The following is an 18050-nucleotide window of genomic DNA, read 5'->3' as shown; positions in this document are numbered from 1 at the left end:
ACTTAGCAATGAGTCATTTAATGAGTCTGAGCTGCCCCCAATCCCCCGTATAGTTCGGACTCTTAAAGCCTCTGCGCATTACCCAGGCGTTCTCTACCCCCTCTGAGGCCACCTTAAGCATCCCCTTGGAATACTTTGTATTGATTCGATCCAAGGTTTCCATCAAAGCTTGAGCTTTAGGCGTTGCTTCAGAGTAGCCTAGAAGCTCTTGCTGCTGCCCTCCTTTGGGTACCAGCTCCATCAGCATCACCCCTGCCTTCTGATAGTAGATACCGGGGCGGTAGATACGCTTCAGTAACCATAGGGCCGCCTTGTTAATCTGCAAGGTGTTATCCGTAGGACAGGGCAGCGCCACGGTACAGCTAGGCCCATAGTACTCAGCCTTATCAAAGGGGCTGTTCTGAATGAAGATGTACACCGCATTAGCGTAGAGGCCCTTGCTCCTGAGTCGCTGGCTAGCGTTGCTCGCATGGTAGCTTATGGCCTCTTCAAGGTCTTTGAGCTGGTGGACTCGTGCACCGAATGACCGGGAAGACATGACCTGCTTAGCCTCTGGTACCATCTCCTCCATCTCAATCAGCACCTCCCCATTAAGCTCTCTCACGGTGCGCTCAAGGACCACCCCGAACTTATCTCGGACACGCTTAGGGTCTGCCCTTTTCAATCGGAGGACATTCTCTACCCCTACCGTTGCTAGGCTGGCCTGTAAGCGTCGCCCTACGCCCCATACAGTGTCTACCGGAAGTTGCCCTAGGATAGCCTCAAGCTCACGCTCTGAGAGCGCTGTAAGGTCACACACACCCTCCCATTGCATCTGCTTCTTAGCGCAATGATTGGCGAGCTTGGCTAGGGTCTTGGAGTGACCGAACCCCACGCAGATGGGTAACCCTGTCCAGTCTTTCACCGTCCGCTTTATCTCTTGGCCGTAGTCGGTCAGGTTACGAGTAATGCCCGTCATCTCAAGGAATGACTCATCAATTGAGTACACCTCCTGCCGGGGGGAGATCTGCCTTAAGGTGGTCATGAAGCGATTGCTCATGTTTGCGTACAGTTCATAGTTGGATGAGAACGGGACCACACCCAACCGGAGGGCTTCCTCTTCAATCTCGAACCACGGACGGCACATCCAGAGCTTCAGCAATGCCTTGGCTTCTTTGGATTGGGCAACCACGCACCCATCATTATTCGAGAGTACAACCACAGGCTTTCCCTCTAGGTCTGGCCTGAAGACTTTCTCGCATGAGGCATAGAAGCTATTGGCATCTGCAAGGGCGAATACGCGCTTAAGCTGCTGCGCTGATGACATAGGTCACCACTCCCCAAATAATCAGTTCCTGGCCTTCTGTGAGCGTAATAGGGGCATAGGCGGGATTGTCTGATAGGAGCTTCACCACGGTCCCACGCTTATAGAGCCTCTTAACCATCAACTCCCCCTCCACCATGGCTACGACGATGCTAGAGGACTTGGCCTTAATGGAGCGGTCTACCACCAGCGTAGAGCCTTCAAAGATGCCCGCGCCAATCATGGAGTCACCGCTGACAGTGAAGAAGAAGGTAGCCGGAGGATTGCGCACCAGCCGTTTGTTAAGGTCCAGCTCCGCTTGCTCATAGTCTTGAGCTGGAGAAGGAAAGCGGGACTGCCCCGCCCTCACTTTGCCGCTATAGATGGGCCTAGGCAACGCTAGAGGATTGAGGCTGGGTACCTCTAGGATTTTGGGGAGAGCTGGCTGGTGGAAAGTATTCATGATGGCTAGCTAATTTGTACGTTCGTACACTATAGGTCATACAGCCGTGAGTAGTCCACAAGGAGATGCAATGAATAAGGTTTGAGTTGAAACGATGAAAACTAGGGTACAGCCGAGGGTGTAAATCGAGGGGCTTTAGGTGTTGCTTAAGGGACTGGAATGAAGTAAAAAGAGAGGTGGAAGTTAAACAAAGAACACAGAAAAGACACGTAAGTGATTGAATCCTTGCGACTCTGGAAGACCAGCTTCACCTAAATCCAGTGCGTCTACCAATTCCGCCACTTTCGCAATGATTTTGGCCGATTGCAGCATCCGGCGATTTTACTTGCCGGAGGGTGCTTTGGAGCACCTGCAATCAAAATTTCAGCGTTTAACCCCGCATAGGGAATAAACGCTTTTTCAAAAAGAATGCCATTGTAGCTCACTCCTGCCTCGCAGAAAACTACATCATGAAGTATCAGCGAGGCCCGGATTGACAGGCTGCGGCACAAATAGCATGATGCAGAGGCGTTCTTACAGTTCTGCCATTCAAATTTGGACTTGTTCGCACATCATTTACAGATACAGGGATTCAAACAACACCATGCATAGCATCATCAATCAAGACGAAATCAACATGTTGCGCTCGGAGCTCGAGCTGCTGATGCGCGAGCGTCACGCATTGCTCAAGGTCACCGGTGTCGCAGCAGGGCTGATCGCGGAACTTGACAGCCACGACCTGCCGCAAAATACGGTGGAAGCCGCTGAGTTGCTGGCAACCAGCATTAACAGCCTGAATGAAGAAACCTTGCAGGACGCGCTCGCGTCAGTTCACGCCGCCATCGTCGAATAACGACGGAATACCCCACGCGCAAATTGCCCAGTTCTGCCTTGCCATGTAATATCCTGCGAGGTGGAGAGGGCAATGCATTGATTAAAATAAAAACAAGTAAAGCCGCAGTTTACGCAGTTGTATTGGCCGGATTATGGCTGATCCCGGGATGCGGCTTTCAAATCTACAACGCAAAACCGCTGGATGCGCCTTCGGGTGCTCAGCGCTATTTTGCCCATAATCCTGACAGCCCTGAATTCAGACAATATCTGCTCGACAGTGGGTACCCTGCGGCACAGATTCCCGTCTCCACATGGGGGATGCGCGAACTTACCCTTAGCGCACTCTTTTATCACCCTGATCTGGATCTTGCCCGGGCGCAATGGCGCGCAGCGCGCAGCGCGGAGTTAACCGCGGCCCAGCGCCCAGTGCCTGGGCTCAATCTTGATAGCGAAAACCATAGTGACCATGCCGGAGGAGTTTCGCCCTGGACCTATGGCCTGAGCATAGACATCCCCATTGAGACTGGTGGCAAGCGTCAGGCGCGTATTGATCGCGCCGAAAGCCTTTCAGTTGCAGCCCGCATTGATATTGCACAAACCGCCTGGCAAGTGCGCAGCCGTGTGCATCAAGGCTGGCTCGACTTCCGTTACCACACTCAGCTGCTGGCACTCTTGCAGCAAGAACTGAAGCTGCGCGACGAAACCACCGCCATGCTGGAAAAGCGACTGCAATCTGGCATGGCATCCTCCATCGAGGTTGCCAATTTTCGCGTATTACGCCAGAAAACCCAGCAAGCCATAGAAACCGAAAAAGGCCGCCTTGCTGAACTACAAGCCGTGCTGGCCAGCAACAGTGCCCTCCCCCTTGCGACATTCAAACAACTGCCGTTGGCGCTGACAGCCTTTGGGGAAGAGCCATTTCTTCCACAAGCAACCCTGGACAGCGTTCGTGATGCGGCCATGCTTAACCGGCTTGATCTGCGAGCCGCTCTGGCGCGCTATGATGCCGCAGAGGCCAAGCTAAGACTGGAAATTGCGCGTCAATATCCTGATCTCACACTGACGCCAGGCTATAGCTATGACCAGGGGGACAAGATTTGGTCGCTGGGCATTTCTGCCCTGATGACCATGATCAACAAAAACCGCGGCTTGATTGCTGAAGCCACGGCACTACGCGATGTAGAAGGCGCACAATTCCAAGTATTGCAGGCCCGTATTATTGCCGAGCTGGAGCGCGCCGAAGCGGCCTATGCTGCAGCATTACAGGAGCTTGCTCGTGCACGCGAGTTTGTAGCGACATCGCAAGGTCTTACCAGGCAGATACAACGACAATTTGCCGATGGTTATGCTGACCGGCTCAGTTTGAGAACAACGGAGCTGGAAGCCTTGCTCGCCAGCCAGCATTTGCTCGATGTGCAATACAAGCTTAACCAGGCGCTGGCAGCGCTAGAGCAGGTCGCACAACGCCCGCTACTGGATGAAAACGGCATGCCCGAAAATCTTAACCTGCTGCTCACGCAGCCCAATTCCTGATGCAGGCTGAATACTGGAGTTATGCATGAATCGTAAAATAATCACCATCATCAGCCTGCAAGCCATTCTCATCATTACCATGTTCTGGGTGATCGTGTTTTATGGCAAGGACGAATACGAGGCTTACACCCGTGAGCAGGAAGAGGAAATCGAGAACCCCAGCCGCGTCACCACTGAGCATGGAGCGACCATCGTCACTCTGACTGCCGAAGCGCGTCAGCAAAGCGACATTCGACTGGGCAAGGCACGGCCTGTTCAGCAATCCGCCCGTTTGCCAGCGCTGGGTACCGTGCTGGCGATTGACGGACTGATTGAGCTGCGCACGCGCTACATGGCGGCACGCGCAGACGCCCTGCAAACCCAGGCGTCTCTGCAAAATACCCGGCAGGAATATGAACGGCTGCAACACCTCAATCAAGACGATCAGAATGTTTCGATACGCGCCGTCATGGCCGCAGAGGCTCTGTACAAGACCGATCAGGCAAAACTGCAGGCAGCCAATACGGCAGCGCGCAGTGCGGAAGATGCTCTCCGCCAGCAATGGGGAGGCACTCTCGCGACAGAGGCGACAAAAGACCGCAGCGCCATGCTTGATGCCTTGTTAAATTACCGTGAAGTGCTCATCCGCATCACCCTGCCTTTTGATGCACCTGAGCCCTCAGCCGGAAGCCATCTTAGCCTCACGCCTACAGGCAGCAACGGGCAAGCCGTGGAGGCCAGCCTTGTCTCCATTGCCCCGGTTAGCGATGCCGGGCTGGCAGGCAGAACCTATTTTTACCGGGCAAGTGCTTCAGCGTTGCGATCTGGCATGCGCGTGAGCGCCAGCCTGGCGACCAGCAAAGCCCAAAACGGCATGCTGGTGCCTGCCAGTGCCGTGGTTTGGTATGGTGGCAAGCCTTGGGTATACATACAAACAGCATCAGATAAATTTAAACGGTTGTCGATTGAAGGCGCCGCTGAGGCCGAAAATGGCTGGTTTGTCGCCGGGGTATTGCAGCCGGACAGCGTGATTGTAGTCAGCGGGGTGCAGCTTTTATTATCGGAAGAGTTGCGCTATCAGATCAAAAACGAGAACGAGGACTAAGCATCTTGAACCTCGTCCCTGTTAAATCTGGTTCATCGGGCTCGCCTTTAGCGGCCCCCATCGTCATGAAGGGGATGCTGCCATGATGTCCGCGCTTGTTCGCTTCTCCATCCGCTTCCATGGTGTCATTATTGGCCTTGCCAGCCTGATGGTGATTTATGGCCTTTACAGCCTGTCGCGTAGCAATCTGGATGTATTTCCCGAGTTTTCACCTACTCAGCTCGTCATCCAGACCGAGTCGCCTGGCATGTCGGCCAAACTGGTGGAGTATCTCGTCACCCAGCCGCTGGAAAACACCATCGCGGGGACGGTGGGCGTCGACAAGATTCGTTCACAATCCATCCCCGGACTTTCGGTCGTTACCGTGCTTTTCAAACCCGGCACGGATGTGTATCGCAATCGCCAGGTGGTCGCCGAACGACTAAGCACACTTGCCAGTCAGCTTCCGCATGGCATCGTGCCAAATATCACGCCGCTCACCTCCTCCGCCAGCACCGTGCTGGGCATAGGCATCACTTCAGACAAACGTACGCTGACCGAGCTTCGCACCTTGGTGGACTGGACCATACGCCCCCACCTGATGGCGGTACCTGGCGTGGCCGATGTCAATGTATTCGGCGGCAAGGTGCGGCAATTGCAGATTCAGGTAGATCCGCAACAACTCATCCGCTACAACATCGGCCTGCAACAAGTGATGGAGGCGGCGAGCAAAGCCACAGGCGTGCGCGGAGCAGGCTACATAGAAAACAAAAACCAGCGCATTATCATCAATAGCGAGGGGCAGTCTTATACTCCGGAGCAGTTGGCCCAGGTTACCCTGCTGCATCGTAGTGGGCAGACCATACGCCTTGGTGACATTGGCAAGGTGGTGGAGGGAGACGCCCCCTCCATCAGTGCTGCGCAAATCAATGGGCAGACCGGCATTTACCTCTCTGTGCAAGGGCAGCTGGGCGCTAATACCTACGCTATCAGTCGGGGGCTGGAAAAAGCCATCGCCCAGCTCGAGCCCAGCATGAATCATGAACAAGTCAAGCTGCATCCCGCCCTGTTCCGGCCAGCCAACTTTATTGAAACTGCCATCCATGGCGTGCAAAGCGATATCCTGATTGGCTCACTGCTAGTGATTACGGTGCTGTTCCTGTTCCTGTTCAATGCGCGCACAGCCTTTATTTCCGCCACGGCCATTCCTCTATCTCTGCTGACCGCCGTCGTGGTGCTGCAATTTTTTGATATCGGGCTCAACATCATGGTCTTGGGCGGCCTGGCTATTGCACTGGGCGAAGTGGTGGACGATGCCATCATCGACACCGAGAATATTTTCCGCCGTCTGCGTGAAAACCGTTTGTTGCCTCAGCCTCGCGCCATTCACCGGGTGGTATTCCGGGCATCCATGGAAGTACGCAGCTCCGTGGTCTATGCCACGTTTATCGTCGCCCTGGTCTTCATGCCGTTGCTCACGCTCAGCGGCGTCGCTGGCAAACTGTTTGCCCCCCTGGGCCTGGCTTACATCAGTGCCATTCTGGCTTCACTGGCCGTCGCGCTCACCCTGACGCCAGCACTGTGCTACTTGCTGTTGGGCAAAGCCAAGCTGGATACCGAAGACTCGCCTATGATCCGCTTTATCAAGCGGCATTACGTTCGGTGGCTTTATCGCATTGAGGCGCATTTCAAACTGGTGCTGCTCATTACGTTAACAACGATTGCGCTGGGCCTGGGCATTCTGCCTTTGTTCAAAAGCCAGTTCATTCCCAATCTGCATGAAGGCCACTACATCATGCACATGACGGCCGTACCTGGCACTTCCGAGCAGGAATCGTTGCGCATAGGCAAAAAGGTCGCCGAAACCATCAGTAGCATCAAAGGCGTACGCTCCGTGGCACAGTGGGTCGGGCGCGCGCCAAATGCCGCTGACACCTTTGGCACGCACTATAGCGAATTTGAAATTGAAATCGGTACCGTATCGGGCGAAGAACAAAATCGCATTCTGGAAGACATTCGCGAAAAGATTTCGGGCTACGACGACGATGGCCCAGCACCGCCCGGCTTTATTGGTGTCAATTTTGCCATCAATACCTTCCTGACCGAGCGCATTGAAGAGACGATTTCAGGCTATGCGGCCGCGCAGGTAATCAATGTTTATGGACGCGACCTCGACGCGCTGGACCGCGATGCCCAAGCCATCGCCAGCGTGGTATCTCAGATATCCGGGGCGACGGATGTGCTGGTGCAGGCGCCGCCGAGCACTCCGCAGCTCAGCATACGGCTACGCCCACAAAGCCTGCTGCAATGGGGCTTATCGCCCACGGATGTGCTGGACACCATACGCCTTGCTTATGAAAGCTTGCCCATCTCGCAGGTATATCAGGCAAACCGTGTAGTCGGGGTCAGCATCGTGCTTGCACCTGAAAGCCGTCAGCAGGTTCAGCAAATCGGCAACCTCCCGCTTATCAATAACGAAGGCCGCCTGCTCTACTTGCGCGATATCGCCGACATCACCCAGGAAAACGGGCGCTCCAAGATATTGCATGCAGACGCCAAACGCATCCAGACCGTGACCGCCAACGTGACCGGCCGCGACATTGAAAGCTTCAGCGAAGAAGTCAAAACCCGCATACGTGATGAAGTCGAACTATCTCCGGGCAACTATCTGGCGTTCTCCGGCGAAGCCGAAGCACAATCGCAATCCCGCGAAGACCTTATGGTGCATTCCCTGCTGGCCGTGGTCGGTATTTTCCTGATGCTATATATCGCCTTTGGCCAGCTTCGCAACTTGCTGCTCACCTTTGCCAACCTGCCTTTCGCCCTGATTGGGGGCGTAGTTGCCGTGATTCTGACGGGCGGATGGATTTCACTGGGCTCGCTGGTCGGCTTTGTTACCCTGTTTGGCATTACCCTGCGCAATGCCATCATGCTGGTATCACACTACCAGCATCTGGTCGATAAAGAGAACATGGTGTGGGGGCTGGAGACGGCCATACGGGGCGCATCAGAACGTCTGCCCTCCATCCTGATGACCGCGCTGGTAACTGCATTGGGGCTATTGCCTCTGGCAGCTGGCAGCGGTCAGCCGGGGCGTGAAATTGAAGGGCCCATGGCCACCATTATTGTGGGCGGACTGATCACCTCCACCCTGCTGAACCTGCTCATCTTGCCCACCATCATGCTGCATTTTGGACGATTCAAAAAAGCCAGCATGGCATAGGAGCAAATATTGCTTTATAAAACGACGTATGGAATTTCTCCCTAAAAAAAATCAGGCACGTTTTCGTGCAGTCAGCATCGCCATTTCAGCCTTTTTCTTGCTGGATCTGACCTTGCTGGGGACCACCTTTCTCCTCTCTGACCAGGTCAAGGAGAATGCCATCGTCATCAACCTTGCAGGACGCCAACGCATGCTGTCCCAGCGTATGGTCAAATGCCTGCTACAGCTTGAGCGGGCACCTTATGATGAAGCTTCCAGGCAAGCCAGCCTGAAAGAGCTGGAGCTCACCCACCATTTATTTGATACCACACTGCGCAGTTTTATCGATGGTGGCACCACGATTGGCTCGGAAGGACACTCGCAAAAGGTCAGACAAGTCACCCAGCCTAATGCGCGCCTGCTACTCAGCCAGGCCGAGGCCTTATGGGCGCCCTACCGATTGGCGATAGAGCAACTGCTGACCGATCCGAATGTGGATAATGGCAAGCTGGCCAGCACGGTTACACTCGCCCTGCAGCAAAATGCCGAATTGCTGAACCTCATGAATCAGCTCACAGGCAGCCTGGAAGCCAATGCCGTTAATAAGACCAAAGAAGTTCACCTATTGCAGACCCTCATGCTCAGCATGGCGCTACTCAGCTTTTTATTGGTGATGCTATTGATGAAGAGTGAACTGAAGCGCGCCAACAAACAGCGGGAAACCCTGGACAAGATTATCGACACCATCAATGCCGGCATCCTGATTCTGGATGAGCATGACAAAGTGCATGCCGCCAACCAGCCCGCAGCACAACTCTTTGGCTATGACGACAAGCAGGCCATGCTGGGACTGCGCAAGACGCATCTGCTATTCGAGTGGGACAAGCAATTGCTGGGCAGGCGGCAGGATAGCGGCACTTTTTATGCGGCTATGCAGGAGTCTGACTTCCCCCTTGAGGAGAGTCCGCTGAAAGTCGTGACGATCTCGGATATCAGCCAGCAACGCTCGGTTGAGGCATCGTTAAACAAGCTGGCCTACTACGACGCGCTCACTGGCCTGCCCAACCGGCTGCTGTTTGAAGACCGTTTGCATCAAGGCATTTTTGCCTGCAAACGCCAAGGCAGCAAACTGGCAGTATTGTTTGTTGATCTCGATAAATTCAAGGAGGTCAACGATAGTTTCGGCCATCACATTGGTGACCTGCTGCTAAAGGAAATTGCCACGCGCCTGCGCAGTCAGCTGCGAGAGGAAGATACGGTATCGCGACTCGGCGGGGACGAGTTCGTGATTTTGCTGAACTCCATCAACAGTATTGAAGACAGCGAGAAGATCGTGCGCAACCTGTTGGCTGCCTTGCGAGCCCCGTTTGCCACAGAATCCGTCACGCTCTATCAGGAAGCCAGCATCGGCATCTGCATTTATCCTGACCATGCGCAGGATGAAGCCACCATCGTCAACAAGGCCGACCAGGCAATGTATCTCGCCAAGCGCGACAGTCAGCGGCACTATGCTTTCTTCTCAGAAATCGACGCCGCTGACGCCTGAGATTTAATCGTACTTGATGTACTTGAAGCGTGGGTCGTCGTTCGGCGTGCCTTCCAGCGCGCCGCCCTCTTTGCCCGGCTGCCACTGAATCACGGATTCGATTTTGGCGGCCAGCGTCCAGTCCTTGTCGGTAATGCCTTTGGCACTGTGGGTGCAAAGTTTGACGATGACAAAAGCATAGGACACCGTCAAATCAGGGTGATGCCAGGCGGCCTCCGCCAAATGGCCGACGGTATTCACTACCATCAGGGTCGCTTTCCAGCCGCTGGTCTTGTATTTGCGACGAATCCAGCCATCCTCATAAAACCAGTGCGGAAACTCGGCCGCAATTTTTGCCTGGATTTCAGATTCGCTGTACACGCGATCCTGGGTATTAGGTGTATCCACGAGATCACTCATGATTGAATCTCCTTGTCGATGAAAAATGCGGCCACGGCACCGCGTGCGGATTTAATTCCAGGCGCAGCGCACAGCCACGGCGCCCTGCTGCAATTGCTGCAAGGAATCGCCCTGTTGCAACACATGGGAATCCTGCTTGTGAACGACCCAAGTCTTGAATGACTGGCCAACAACATAATCACCCAGATGCGTATCTACCAGGCCATCCTTCACCAGACGCTCCAGTGAGACTTCACTGGCCTCAGGCCGATCGGATTTGACCAGCACCAGATGTTCGGCGCCGAGTCGACTGGCAAGCCAGGCGGCCAGACTGTCTGAAGTGACATCCCAATTGGTAGGGATTGTCTCGTCTGCGCACACCATGCGCGACGGCAGCCAAACGAGGGCGCGATGCTGCCAGCCGCGCTCGGCTATCTCCAGTTCACTGCTGGCAGTCACCAACGCCGGGTTAAGGCCGGTGAGCAAGATGCCATATTGATCCATGGCCATCACCGCCATCTGATGGGCGACGGCGTCGGAAATTCCGGTTTTGGTCTGGGCACTGCGCACGGCATCGGCAAACACTCCGCCCCCGGGCACGATAATGAACTTGCCATCGCTGTGCTGCGCAATCATCTCCAGCCATTGCGGCAGCTCGGGAGACCCCAGCAGGCTGCCGCCCAGTTTAATCACCCACATATCACCCTGCTTTCTGAAAATGTGCGACCAGTTGCAACATGGAAGACGCCTTGTCCCAGGTTTCGCGGTACTCCTTTTCCATCACGGAATCGGCGACGATGCCGCCCCCTGCCCAGAAGCGCAAGCAGTTTTCAGAGTAAACCGCCGTACGAATGGCGATATTAGTATCCATATTGCCATCAAAGCCGATGTAACCAATGGCCCCGCAATAAACGCCGCGGCGATGCGGCTCCAGCTCTTCGATAATTTCCATGGCGCGCAACTTGGGGGCCCCGGTAATGGAACCGCCGGGAAAACTCCCGCGTAACAGGTCAACCGCTGTGGTGCTTGGCGAAAGCTCGCCACTGACCGTGCTCACCAGATGATGCACATTGGAAAAGCTTTCCAGCGCAAACAGCTTGTCTGCCCGTACAGAGCCCACGGCGCAGCTCTTGCCGATATCGTTGCGCAAGAGATCAACAATCATCAGATTCTCGGCACGGTCCTTGAGGCTGTGCTGCAAATCATCAGCATTGCTCTTATCCTGCTCCGGATCTTCAGCCCTGGGCCGGGTACCCTTGATGGGGCGCGTTTCCACATGCCCATCTTTCACCTGCAAAAAGCGCTCAGGCGAGCCAGACAGAATCTGCACCTGCGGAAAATTCAAATACGCCATGAAAGGGGCAGGACTATGGGTACGCAGGTAGCGATAAGCCTCCCAGGCATCGCCCTTTGCTTCCACCGAAAAGCGCTGCGCAAGGTTCACCTGGTAACAATCACCTTCGTGGATATAGCGTTTGATACGGTCAAACGCCTGGGCATAAGCCGCTTCATCCAGATTGGATTGCAGTGCGCTGCTGACCTCAAAGGCCTCCGCATGTTCAGCCAATGGTACTTCGAATAGTCGGCAGAGTTCACTCCAGGTCTGTTCGGTAGAGGGGTGGCGCTGATGCGAAACCAGCCATGCCGCCTGCTCGCGGTGATCCACGACCAAAGCCCAGTCATAAATCCCCAACTGCATTTGCGGGATATGCTCGGCATCCTGCGCGAGCTCTGGCAAAGTCTCCAGAGTGCGCCCCAGATCATAGCCAAAATAACCAATGGCACCGCCTTCGAAAGGCAATGGGCCCGGAGGCGTGGCGGAGGCAGCCAATATCTGATTGATCAGGGCAAAGGCATCGTCGCGGTGATCATGGCTACCCGCATCGTCAGAAATCGTCGTCACGCCATCAGTCGTCGTTATGCGGATATAAGGCCTTGCCGTCAGGATGTCGTAGCGTCCATAAGCGCTGCCTGGTTTGCCGCTATCCAGAAACACGGCCCATGGCTCATGCGCGATCCGCGCAAATAAGGCCGCACTATCGGATAAATAAGGAATCGCGTGCTTAAGCATGTTGAACCGCCAGGTAAGCCACGGCATAGGCTGGCAGACAAATCGCCGCCCACCGCTGCACGTCCTCATCAGCCGCTTGTATCAAGGTCTGCACTTCAATGTATTTCCTGTGTAATTGTGCCGCCAGTTCGGCGACCAAAAAACGTCCGGCACCCGCGCCCACCATCGCACCAAATGCGGTTTGTGGATGCAGGGAGGCACTACGCAAGAGGGCTTCCCGCAAGGTATCCAGCTGTGCATGCTTGAAGGCATGCGCCAGCAACAACCAGGCCTCGGCTTCAGCATCGCCCAGATCGTGGCCTATCATGCGTGCCAGCCTGCGGGCACTGTCTGCCGGGGTTTTACCTGCACCATCTGCCGTGGCCGCCATATCGTGGGCCTCATCCAGATCCCCTGTAAGACGGTAAACATCGGCGGTGGTTGCAAAATGTTCGGCGGCAAGCGCGTAATACTCGCCGCCGAAGCTGATACGAGGCGTCACGGCCATGAGCGGCGTGCGCACAACGCCCGTGTAGACAAGCTCACCCGCCCGCATGCGGGCGGCATCGCTGTAGCCTCGGGGCGCTGGTTTTGACGAAACAAGAGAGACAATATCGGCCGTCGTGCTGCCGATATCAACAAACACGCCATGCTCAACCTGGCGTGCCACAAAATCCGCACTGGCCAGCCAGTTGGCAGAGGCGACGTCATTGGCGTAAAAAGAAACATCGGCCAAGGCAATAAATCCCTGGCGACCCGCGTAAAAGCTGAGCTTGCCTATCAATTGCTGACTTAAGACATCGGCGATTTGCATGACACCGCTGAGCCGGTCAGGAAAAATATCGGCCAGCTCGCCGGTCATAGTGACGACATGCTGTTGCGGATAAGCCGGCAGCTGGTCCAGCACCTGGTGCACCGCAGCGGACAATCTGTCCAGGCCTTGCCATATGGGGCATGCCACCTGAACAACTCGCAAGGCAACGCCATCCGCATTTAGCAAGGCTGCCTTGAGATGGGCACCACCCACATCCCACCCCAGCGTAAGGGGACGATCTGCCATCAGATTAGACATGAGTAGAGACTTCCACGAGATGACGGTTGATCGGAGGTAAACTAAAGTCAGGATTATAGAACAAGTCCATGATCAGGCGCGCCGGATTAAGGCCTGTGGCGGCTTGCAGCCCCACGTACGAGGTCGTCAATCGCGGGTTTACTTCCAGTATGTGCAAAACCCCAGTGGCGGTCACGATCATGTCCACGCCCACATATCCCGCCAGGTCTGGCATGGCCTGGGCAACCCGTTGAGCCAGCTCAGCAAAGGCTTGCCAATGGGCAACCATGCCATTCAGCATGCTGCCAGCATAGGCAAAGCCTGCGTAAGCGCCCTGCTGTTGCAAGCTGATCTCTTGGCGATTGCAGCTCAACAACCAGGCTCGCCCATGCAGACAAAGCATGGACAGACTTGCGGCCTCCCCTTGCACATAAGCTTGAACGGTGTGGGTGGCATGGTCTTTTATCCAGTCGGCATAAGATACCCAATCCTCAAAATAATAGGTATCGTCAGCGCCAGCCCCATCGTCCGGCTTTGTCACCAGCGGAATAAAGCGCTCAGCCGTCAGCGTTTCTTTGTTCAGCGTGGTCACTACAGTCAACCCAGCATCGCTCAGGAGACGCAGGGTGGCTGATTTGCTTGAGGCGATTTGAATCGCACTGCTGGGGTTGCCTAATAGCTGTTTGCCGAGCTTTTCCGCCATCAGGGTCAAGCGAAGCAATATGCCTTCCGTTTCCGGCGCGATCAACCAGACGGCATCCGCATCGCGCATGGCTCGTTCCCATAATGTCCAGGGGTCATCATCCACCCACAGCACATTGATAGCGGCATGTTGCAGAGGAACGCGTCTGTCACAGGTCAATACAATCTGCAGGTCAGCCAGAGCAAGCAAATCCCGCAACAAGGCATCGCGCATCATCATGCCCTCCTTTGCCAGCGACGGCGGCAAAGGCGCACGGTATAATCCGCCGCCAGTGATATATTCACATACCAGTATCTTCAAACAGCGCGCCTCACCACCATGAACATCATCCCCGTTATTGATCTTCTTGAGCACCACGTCGTGCACGCAAAGCGTGGCGAGCGACAACATTACCGCCCCATTGAGTCCGGCCTGTGCAACAGCAGCAAGCCGCTTGCCATTACCCAGGCACTGCTTGAATTATATCCGTTTGATACGCTCTACATCGCCGATTTGAACGCGATTCAAGGCAAGCCTGCGCATATAGATGAGATCGCACTTATCCGCCAGCATTATCCTCAATTGCACATCTGGCTGGATGCTGGCTTCAACAACACTCGCGATCTTCTGCCCTGGTCCGGATTGGGCGTTACGCCTGTCATCGGCAGTGAAAGTTTGCCGGATATTAACGCCTATCAAGAATTGATAAACGGAGGTGTTGCCCATCATGTGTTGTCACTGGATTTTCGAGGAGATCAATACCAAGGCCCGGAGGCATTGCTAAATACTCCCCAGGTATGGCCGGAGCACCTGATTGGCATGACGCTTGCCCATGTTGGCAGCAATGCGGGGCCAGACCATGCACGATTGCAACAGCTTGCCAGCATGAGACATGGCAAACTCTATAGCGCTGGCGGGGTAAGAGACATTGGCGATTTACAGCGACTGCAGCAAGATGGCATCACAGGCGCTCTGGTGGCAAGCGCCCTGCACTCGGGGCAAATCAGCAGCCAGGATATTGCTCGCATCAGCCAATAGTCAAACGTTAGGGGTTCTACACTTGCCAGATGTGGCCCAACCATCCCGAACAGGATGATTCAGCTAAGCGTTATTTGGCCTGAAATGGATGTCTGGATGCCTGATAGTTTTTCAGCAGATAATCCACGCTGGGCTCGCGCTTGATGGCCCCTTCAAGAGCCAGCTTGGTGGCACGGTAATTCCATTCCTGGATTTTCCGGTCATCGTCTGCCTTGGCATCGATGAAGACTCCCACGCAAATAAAGATATTGTCCGCTTCATTTTCAGGAATAGTCCCTTCCGCGACGCAGTCCATCACGGCCATTGCCACCCCACGTTGGGCCGGACCAAACATCTGAACTGCCTGCTTGCCGTTCTTGATCGTCACCTTGTTGTACATCACGGTAGCTGGCTGAGTGCGAACATTGGGCGCAACCACTGCCAGCAAGCCATTGATACCTCGGCGCTGCGTCGTCAACGTACGGGTGAAGGCGCGTTCAGCGGCACTGCCTCGGGGCCCGATAATCAGCTCGATATGGGACACGTTTTTGAGATCCATGTCTTCAATGACGAGTGCCTCCCCTACCAGCACCCGATCAATCACGTGGGCAGAAGGTGCCTTACTCTTGGGTTTCGCTGAAAACAATGTAAATAGACGATCCAGTATGGACATGATTAATCCTCTGTTTTTACTGGCAAAGAGAAGGCACAGAAGCTACAAGAGCAACTGTGCCTTAATGAAAAACGCCCCATTGTGTGGGGCGCTTTTGGACTTACTTAGCTTGGAAAGGATGGGCAGAAGCTTTGTAGTTCTTCAGCACATCAGCTACCTTAGGCTCGCGAGCGACAGCGCTCTTGATAGCTTGCTTGGTAGCTTGGTAGTTCCACTCTTGGATACGCTCATCGATATCAGCCTTGTGATCGATGAATACGCCAACGCAGATGAACACATCATCAGCTTCGTCTTGAGGAATGGTGCCGTCAGCAACGCAGTCCATCACGGCCATGGAAACACCGCGTTGAGCTGGGCCAAACATTTGAACAGCTTGCTTGCCGTTCTTGATGGTCACTTTATTGAACATCACGGTAGCTGGCTTGGTCATCATGTTAGGAGCCACAACAGCCAGCAAACCATTTACACCTTCTTTTTGGTCGGTCAGGGTACGGCAGAAAGCGTCTTCTGCAGCGCTACCACGTGGCCCGATGATCAAGTCGATGTGGGCAACATTCAAGAGGTCGAGTCCGCTACCGTCAGGACGGTTGTCAATCACAAGAGCTTCACCCACTAGAACACGATCAATAACAGCCATTTCATTCTCCAAATAAAAGTTTCCGCAGAAACAAAAATAGCATCGCTTGGTTAGCGGTGCCATACCTAGCCTACCGTCTGTTTAACGTCAAGCCATCAAAATTTTGCGCTAATTATACACAAAAGCGCGACCGGATGCAGGCTAATTGAAGGCTTCCAGCAGATAAATGCCGCAATAAAAAACCGCAGTTGCCATTGTTAACGGCACACTGCGGTTTTTCTTTATCTTCGCATGAAAAATACATGCTGGAGGCTAACGATTACTCCAGGTTAGCGTGGATAGCGCGCATACCCTCTTCGGTCAGCCCCTTGGCATGAATCAGCTCGGAGATAACGCCTTCCAGGAAAATCAGAGTGGACAGCTCGAACTGGGAGCCCATAGGCATACCCTTGGTCAATGGGAAGCTATCATCCTGACCAATCTGGATAACCAGATCAGCAGCATCGGCCATAGGCGATGTTTTCTTCATGGAGATAACAACCAGCTTGGCACCCAGCGACTTGGCTTTCTTGACGAAAGGCAACAGAGTTTCAGTGCCACCAGAGCCCGAAACCAGAATCAGAAGATCCCCAGACTTGATGGCAGGGGTAACAACCTCACCCACCATGCTGACATTGTAGCCTGCGTGCACAAGGCGCATCGCGAAGAAACGCGAAACCAGCAAAGAGCGACCAGCGCCACCGATAAATGTACGGCCAGCAGCTTCAACCAGCTTCAAGAGTTCAGCACCCTTGGTCTTGTCGGTCACATTGAGAATGCCGGACAGCTTGTCCAGAATAAATTGTTGATGATCCATTTGAATGTCCTTAATGACGGTAAGCGTTAATGTTCAAAAAAAATCCCGACACATTGCTGAGTCGGGATTTTTCATCACTGCATTAAATTCCTAGATGGGTTTAATCCCTGGAATTTGATGCTTAGTGAGCCAGCGAAGTGATCTCAGCAGCAGAAGCAGCAGGATCAGCAGCACCGTAGATAGCAGCGCCAGCAACGATGATGGTAGCACCAGCGTCTTTAACTTGCTTAACGGTAGCAGCCTTAACACCACCAGCAACAGAGATCTTAACACCCAGGTTCAGACCAGCTACCAAAGCCAGGTCAGCGAATGGGGTTTGACCAGCAGCTTGTTGGTCCAGACCAGTGTGTACGCCGATGATGTGCGCGCCCAGCTTAGCAGCTTCTTGAGTGCGAGCAGCTTTGTCAGCAACGTTGATCAGGTCGATTTGAGCTTCTTTGCCGTACTTGTTAGCAGCGTCAATTACACCCTTGATGGTGCCCAGGTCAGCAGTACCCAGAACGGTGCAGATGTCAGCGCCAGCCTTGTAGAAAGGCTCAGCTTCGTAGAAGCCAGCGTCCATGGTCTTCAGGTCAACCAGGATCTTGTTGTTTGGGAACTTAGCGCGCAGAGTTTCCAGCAGCTTGATACCGTTGTGCTTGATGCATGGGGTACCGATTTCCAGGATGTCCACGTGTGGAGCAACAGTGGTAGCCAGAGCTACGGTTGCGTCAAAATCCAGTGAGTCTAATGCCATTTGAGTTAATGCCACGATGTACTTCCTCCAGTTGGTTTAAAAAATTAAGTGCTTAATTTTTAGAAAAACTATCTTAAGTTGGAATCAAAGTTGATGTCAACGTTAAGCTAGGTAAATCCAATAGCACT

17 protein-coding genes are annotated in these 18050 nt (G+C 54.2%); 6 read left to right on the top strand and 11 right to left on the bottom strand.

All coding sequences use genetic code 11. The features are described from left to right. Nucleotides 1-13: 13 nt before the first annotated feature. Both umuC and LG203_RS03205 read right to left on the bottom strand, forming a co-directional pair. Nucleotides 14-1306 (bottom strand): translesion error-prone DNA polymerase V subunit UmuC, encoded by a 1293-nt coding sequence (gene umuC / locus LG203_RS03210; RefSeq protein ID WP_230344466.1) that lies wholly within the window; start codon nucleotides 1304-1306, stop codon nucleotides 14-16. Next, on the bottom strand, nucleotides 1284-1745 hold the full coding sequence (locus tag LG203_RS03205; protein WP_230344465.1) for a LexA family protein: 462 nt from the start codon (nucleotides 1743-1745) through the stop codon (nucleotides 1284-1286). The genes umuC and LG203_RS03205 overlap by 23 nt, the downstream gene beginning before the upstream one ends. A 583-nt stretch (nucleotides 1746-2328) precedes the next feature. Between LG203_RS03205 and LG203_RS03200 the strand changes: the two genes are divergently transcribed. The 5 genes from LG203_RS03200 (at nucleotide 2329) to LG203_RS03180 (ending at nucleotide 9902) form a co-directional block, all read left to right on the top strand. After that, nucleotides 2329-2577: a hypothetical protein gene (locus tag LG203_RS03200; RefSeq protein ID WP_230344464.1), complete on the top strand. Its 249-nt coding sequence runs from the start codon at nucleotides 2329-2331 to the stop codon at nucleotides 2575-2577. 122 nt (nucleotides 2578-2699) lie between these two features. Then, a complete protein-coding gene (locus LG203_RS03195) occupies nucleotides 2700-4091 on the top strand; it encodes a TolC family protein (RefSeq protein WP_230344463.1) in 1392 nt (463 codons plus the stop codon). A 25-nt stretch (nucleotides 4092-4116) separates the two neighbouring features. Continuing rightward, on the top strand, nucleotides 4117-5175 hold the full coding sequence (locus LG203_RS03190) for an efflux RND transporter periplasmic adaptor subunit (RefSeq protein ID WP_230344462.1): 1059 nt from the start codon (nucleotides 4117-4119) through the stop codon (nucleotides 5173-5175). Between the two features lie 82 nt (nucleotides 5176-5257). Next, nucleotides 5258-8377 (top strand): efflux RND transporter permease subunit, encoded by a 3120-nt coding sequence (locus LG203_RS03185; RefSeq protein ID WP_230344461.1) that lies wholly within the window; start codon nucleotides 5258-5260, stop codon nucleotides 8375-8377. Between the two features lie 28 nt (nucleotides 8378-8405). Further along, nucleotides 8406-9902 carry a diguanylate cyclase domain-containing protein gene (locus LG203_RS03180; protein ID WP_230344460.1) on the top strand — a complete coding sequence of 499 codons (1497 nt, stop codon included), beginning with the start codon at nucleotides 8406-8408 and terminating at the stop codon, nucleotides 9900-9902. A 3-nt stretch (nucleotides 9903-9905) separates the two neighbouring features. Here LG203_RS03180 and LG203_RS03175 read toward each other — a convergent pair whose 3' ends face one another. From LG203_RS03175 to LG203_RS03155, 5 genes are read right to left on the bottom strand one after another with little or no spacing between them, the layout of a single operon-like run. Then, nucleotides 9906-10301 (bottom strand): 4a-hydroxytetrahydrobiopterin dehydratase, encoded by a 396-nt coding sequence (locus LG203_RS03175; RefSeq protein WP_013442330.1) that lies wholly within the window; start codon nucleotides 10299-10301, stop codon nucleotides 9906-9908. Nucleotides 10302-10352: 51 nt separating this feature from the next. Continuing rightward, a complete protein-coding gene (locus tag LG203_RS03170) occupies nucleotides 10353-10979 on the bottom strand; it encodes an amino acid kinase family protein (RefSeq protein WP_230344459.1) in 627 nt (208 codons plus the stop codon). A 1-nt stretch (nucleotide 10980) separates the two neighbouring features. Next, nucleotides 10981-12351 carry an aminodeoxychorismate synthase component I gene (gene pabB / locus LG203_RS03165; RefSeq protein WP_230344458.1) on the bottom strand — a complete coding sequence of 457 codons (1371 nt, stop codon included), beginning with the start codon at nucleotides 12349-12351 and terminating at the stop codon, nucleotides 10981-10983. Further along, nucleotides 12344-13402 (bottom strand): hydantoinase/oxoprolinase family protein, encoded by a 1059-nt coding sequence (locus LG203_RS03160; RefSeq protein ID WP_230344457.1) that lies wholly within the window; start codon nucleotides 13400-13402, stop codon nucleotides 12344-12346. Before LG203_RS03160 ends, pabB begins: the two co-directional genes overlap by 8 nt. After that, the gene (locus LG203_RS03155; protein ID WP_230344456.1) at nucleotides 13395-14474 is read right to left on the bottom strand and encodes an ATP-grasp domain-containing protein; all 1080 of its coding nucleotides are present in this window, start codon (nucleotides 14472-14474) and stop codon (nucleotides 13395-13397) included. The genes LG203_RS03160 and LG203_RS03155 overlap by 8 nt, the downstream gene beginning before the upstream one ends. Between LG203_RS03155 and LG203_RS03150 the strand changes: the two genes are divergently transcribed. Next, the gene (locus tag LG203_RS03150; RefSeq protein ID WP_230344455.1) at nucleotides 14445-15101 is read left to right on the top strand and encodes a HisA/HisF-related TIM barrel protein; all 657 of its coding nucleotides are present in this window, start codon (nucleotides 14445-14447) and stop codon (nucleotides 15099-15101) included. The genes LG203_RS03155 and LG203_RS03150 overlap by 30 nt on opposite strands. A 70-nt stretch (nucleotides 15102-15171) precedes the next feature. Here LG203_RS03150 and fae (LG203_RS03145) read toward each other — a convergent pair whose 3' ends face one another. The 4 genes from fae (LG203_RS03145) to hxlA all read right to left on the bottom strand — a co-directional run bounded on the left by fae (LG203_RS03145) (nucleotide 15172) and on the right by hxlA (nucleotide 17937). Beyond that, nucleotides 15172-15753 (bottom strand): formaldehyde-activating enzyme, encoded by a 582-nt coding sequence (gene fae, locus LG203_RS03145; protein ID WP_268867325.1) that lies wholly within the window; start codon nucleotides 15751-15753, stop codon nucleotides 15172-15174. A 100-nt stretch (nucleotides 15754-15853) separates the two neighbouring features. After that, the gene (gene fae, locus LG203_RS03140; RefSeq protein ID WP_015830180.1) at nucleotides 15854-16390 is read right to left on the bottom strand and encodes a formaldehyde-activating enzyme; all 537 of its coding nucleotides are present in this window, start codon (nucleotides 16388-16390) and stop codon (nucleotides 15854-15856) included. Between the two features lie 259 nt (nucleotides 16391-16649). After that, nucleotides 16650-17186 carry a 6-phospho-3-hexuloisomerase gene (gene hxlB / locus LG203_RS03135; protein WP_013442338.1) on the bottom strand — a complete coding sequence of 179 codons (537 nt, stop codon included), beginning with the start codon at nucleotides 17184-17186 and terminating at the stop codon, nucleotides 16650-16652. Nucleotides 17187-17307: 121 nt separating this feature from the next. Continuing rightward, nucleotides 17308-17937, bottom strand: a complete 630-nt coding sequence (hxlA, locus tag LG203_RS03130) for a 3-hexulose-6-phosphate synthase (RefSeq protein ID WP_013442339.1) — start codon at nucleotides 17935-17937, stop codon at nucleotides 17308-17310. Between the last annotated feature and the right edge of the window lie 113 nt (nucleotides 17938-18050).

This window comes from Methylovorus mays, assembly GCF_020531915.1.
In the GTDB taxonomy this organism is placed as follows: domain Bacteria; phylum Pseudomonadota; class Gammaproteobacteria; order Burkholderiales; family Methylophilaceae; genus Methylovorus; species Methylovorus mays.
This window is presented reverse-complemented; position numbering and strand designations above follow the sequence as displayed.

What these genes read in the sequence shown, in the direction of transcription:
- pabB (WP_230344458.1), bottom strand. Translation starts at nt 12,351, where the DNA reads ATGCTTAAGCACGCGATTCCTTATTTATCCGATAGTGCGGCCTTATTT.
- LG203_RS03190 (WP_230344462.1), top strand. Translation starts at nt 4,117, where the DNA reads ATGAATCGTAAAATAATCACCATCATCAGCCTGCAAGCCATTCTCATC.
- LG203_RS03185 (WP_230344461.1), top strand. Translation starts at nt 5,258, where the DNA reads ATGATGTCCGCGCTTGTTCGCTTCTCCATCCGCTTCCATGGTGTCATT.
- LG203_RS03205 (WP_230344465.1), bottom strand. Translation starts at nt 1,745, where the DNA reads ATGAATACTTTCCACCAGCCAGCTCTCCCCAAAATCCTAGAGGTACCC.
- fae (WP_268867325.1), bottom strand. Translation starts at nt 15,753, where the DNA reads ATGTCCATACTGGATCGTCTATTTACATTGTTTTCAGCGAAACCCAAG.
- umuC (WP_230344466.1), bottom strand. Translation starts at nt 1,306, where the DNA reads ATGTCATCAGCGCAGCAGCTTAAGCGCGTATTCGCCCTTGCAGATGCC.
- LG203_RS03170 (WP_230344459.1), bottom strand. Translation starts at nt 10,979, where the DNA reads ATGTGGGTGATTAAACTGGGCGGCAGCCTGCTGGGGTCTCCCGAGCTG.
- hxlB (WP_013442338.1), bottom strand. Translation starts at nt 17,186, where the DNA reads ATGGATCATCAACAATTTATTCTGGACAAGCTGTCCGGCATTCTCAAT.
- LG203_RS03155 (WP_230344456.1), bottom strand. Translation starts at nt 14,474, where the DNA reads ATGTTGTCGCTCGCCACGCTTTGCGTGCACGACGTGGTGCTCAAGAAG.
- fae (WP_015830180.1), bottom strand. Translation starts at nt 16,390, where the DNA reads ATGGCTGTTATTGATCGTGTTCTAGTGGGTGAAGCTCTTGTGATTGAC.
- LG203_RS03180 (WP_230344460.1), top strand. Translation starts at nt 8,406, where the DNA reads ATGGAATTTCTCCCTAAAAAAAATCAGGCACGTTTTCGTGCAGTCAGC.
- LG203_RS03160 (WP_230344457.1), bottom strand. Translation starts at nt 13,402, where the DNA reads ATGTCTAATCTGATGGCAGATCGTCCCCTTACGCTGGGGTGGGATGTG.
- LG203_RS03200 (WP_230344464.1), top strand. Translation starts at nt 2,329, where the DNA reads ATGCATAGCATCATCAATCAAGACGAAATCAACATGTTGCGCTCGGAG.
- LG203_RS03175 (WP_013442330.1), bottom strand. Translation starts at nt 10,301, where the DNA reads ATGAGTGATCTCGTGGATACACCTAATACCCAGGATCGCGTGTACAGC.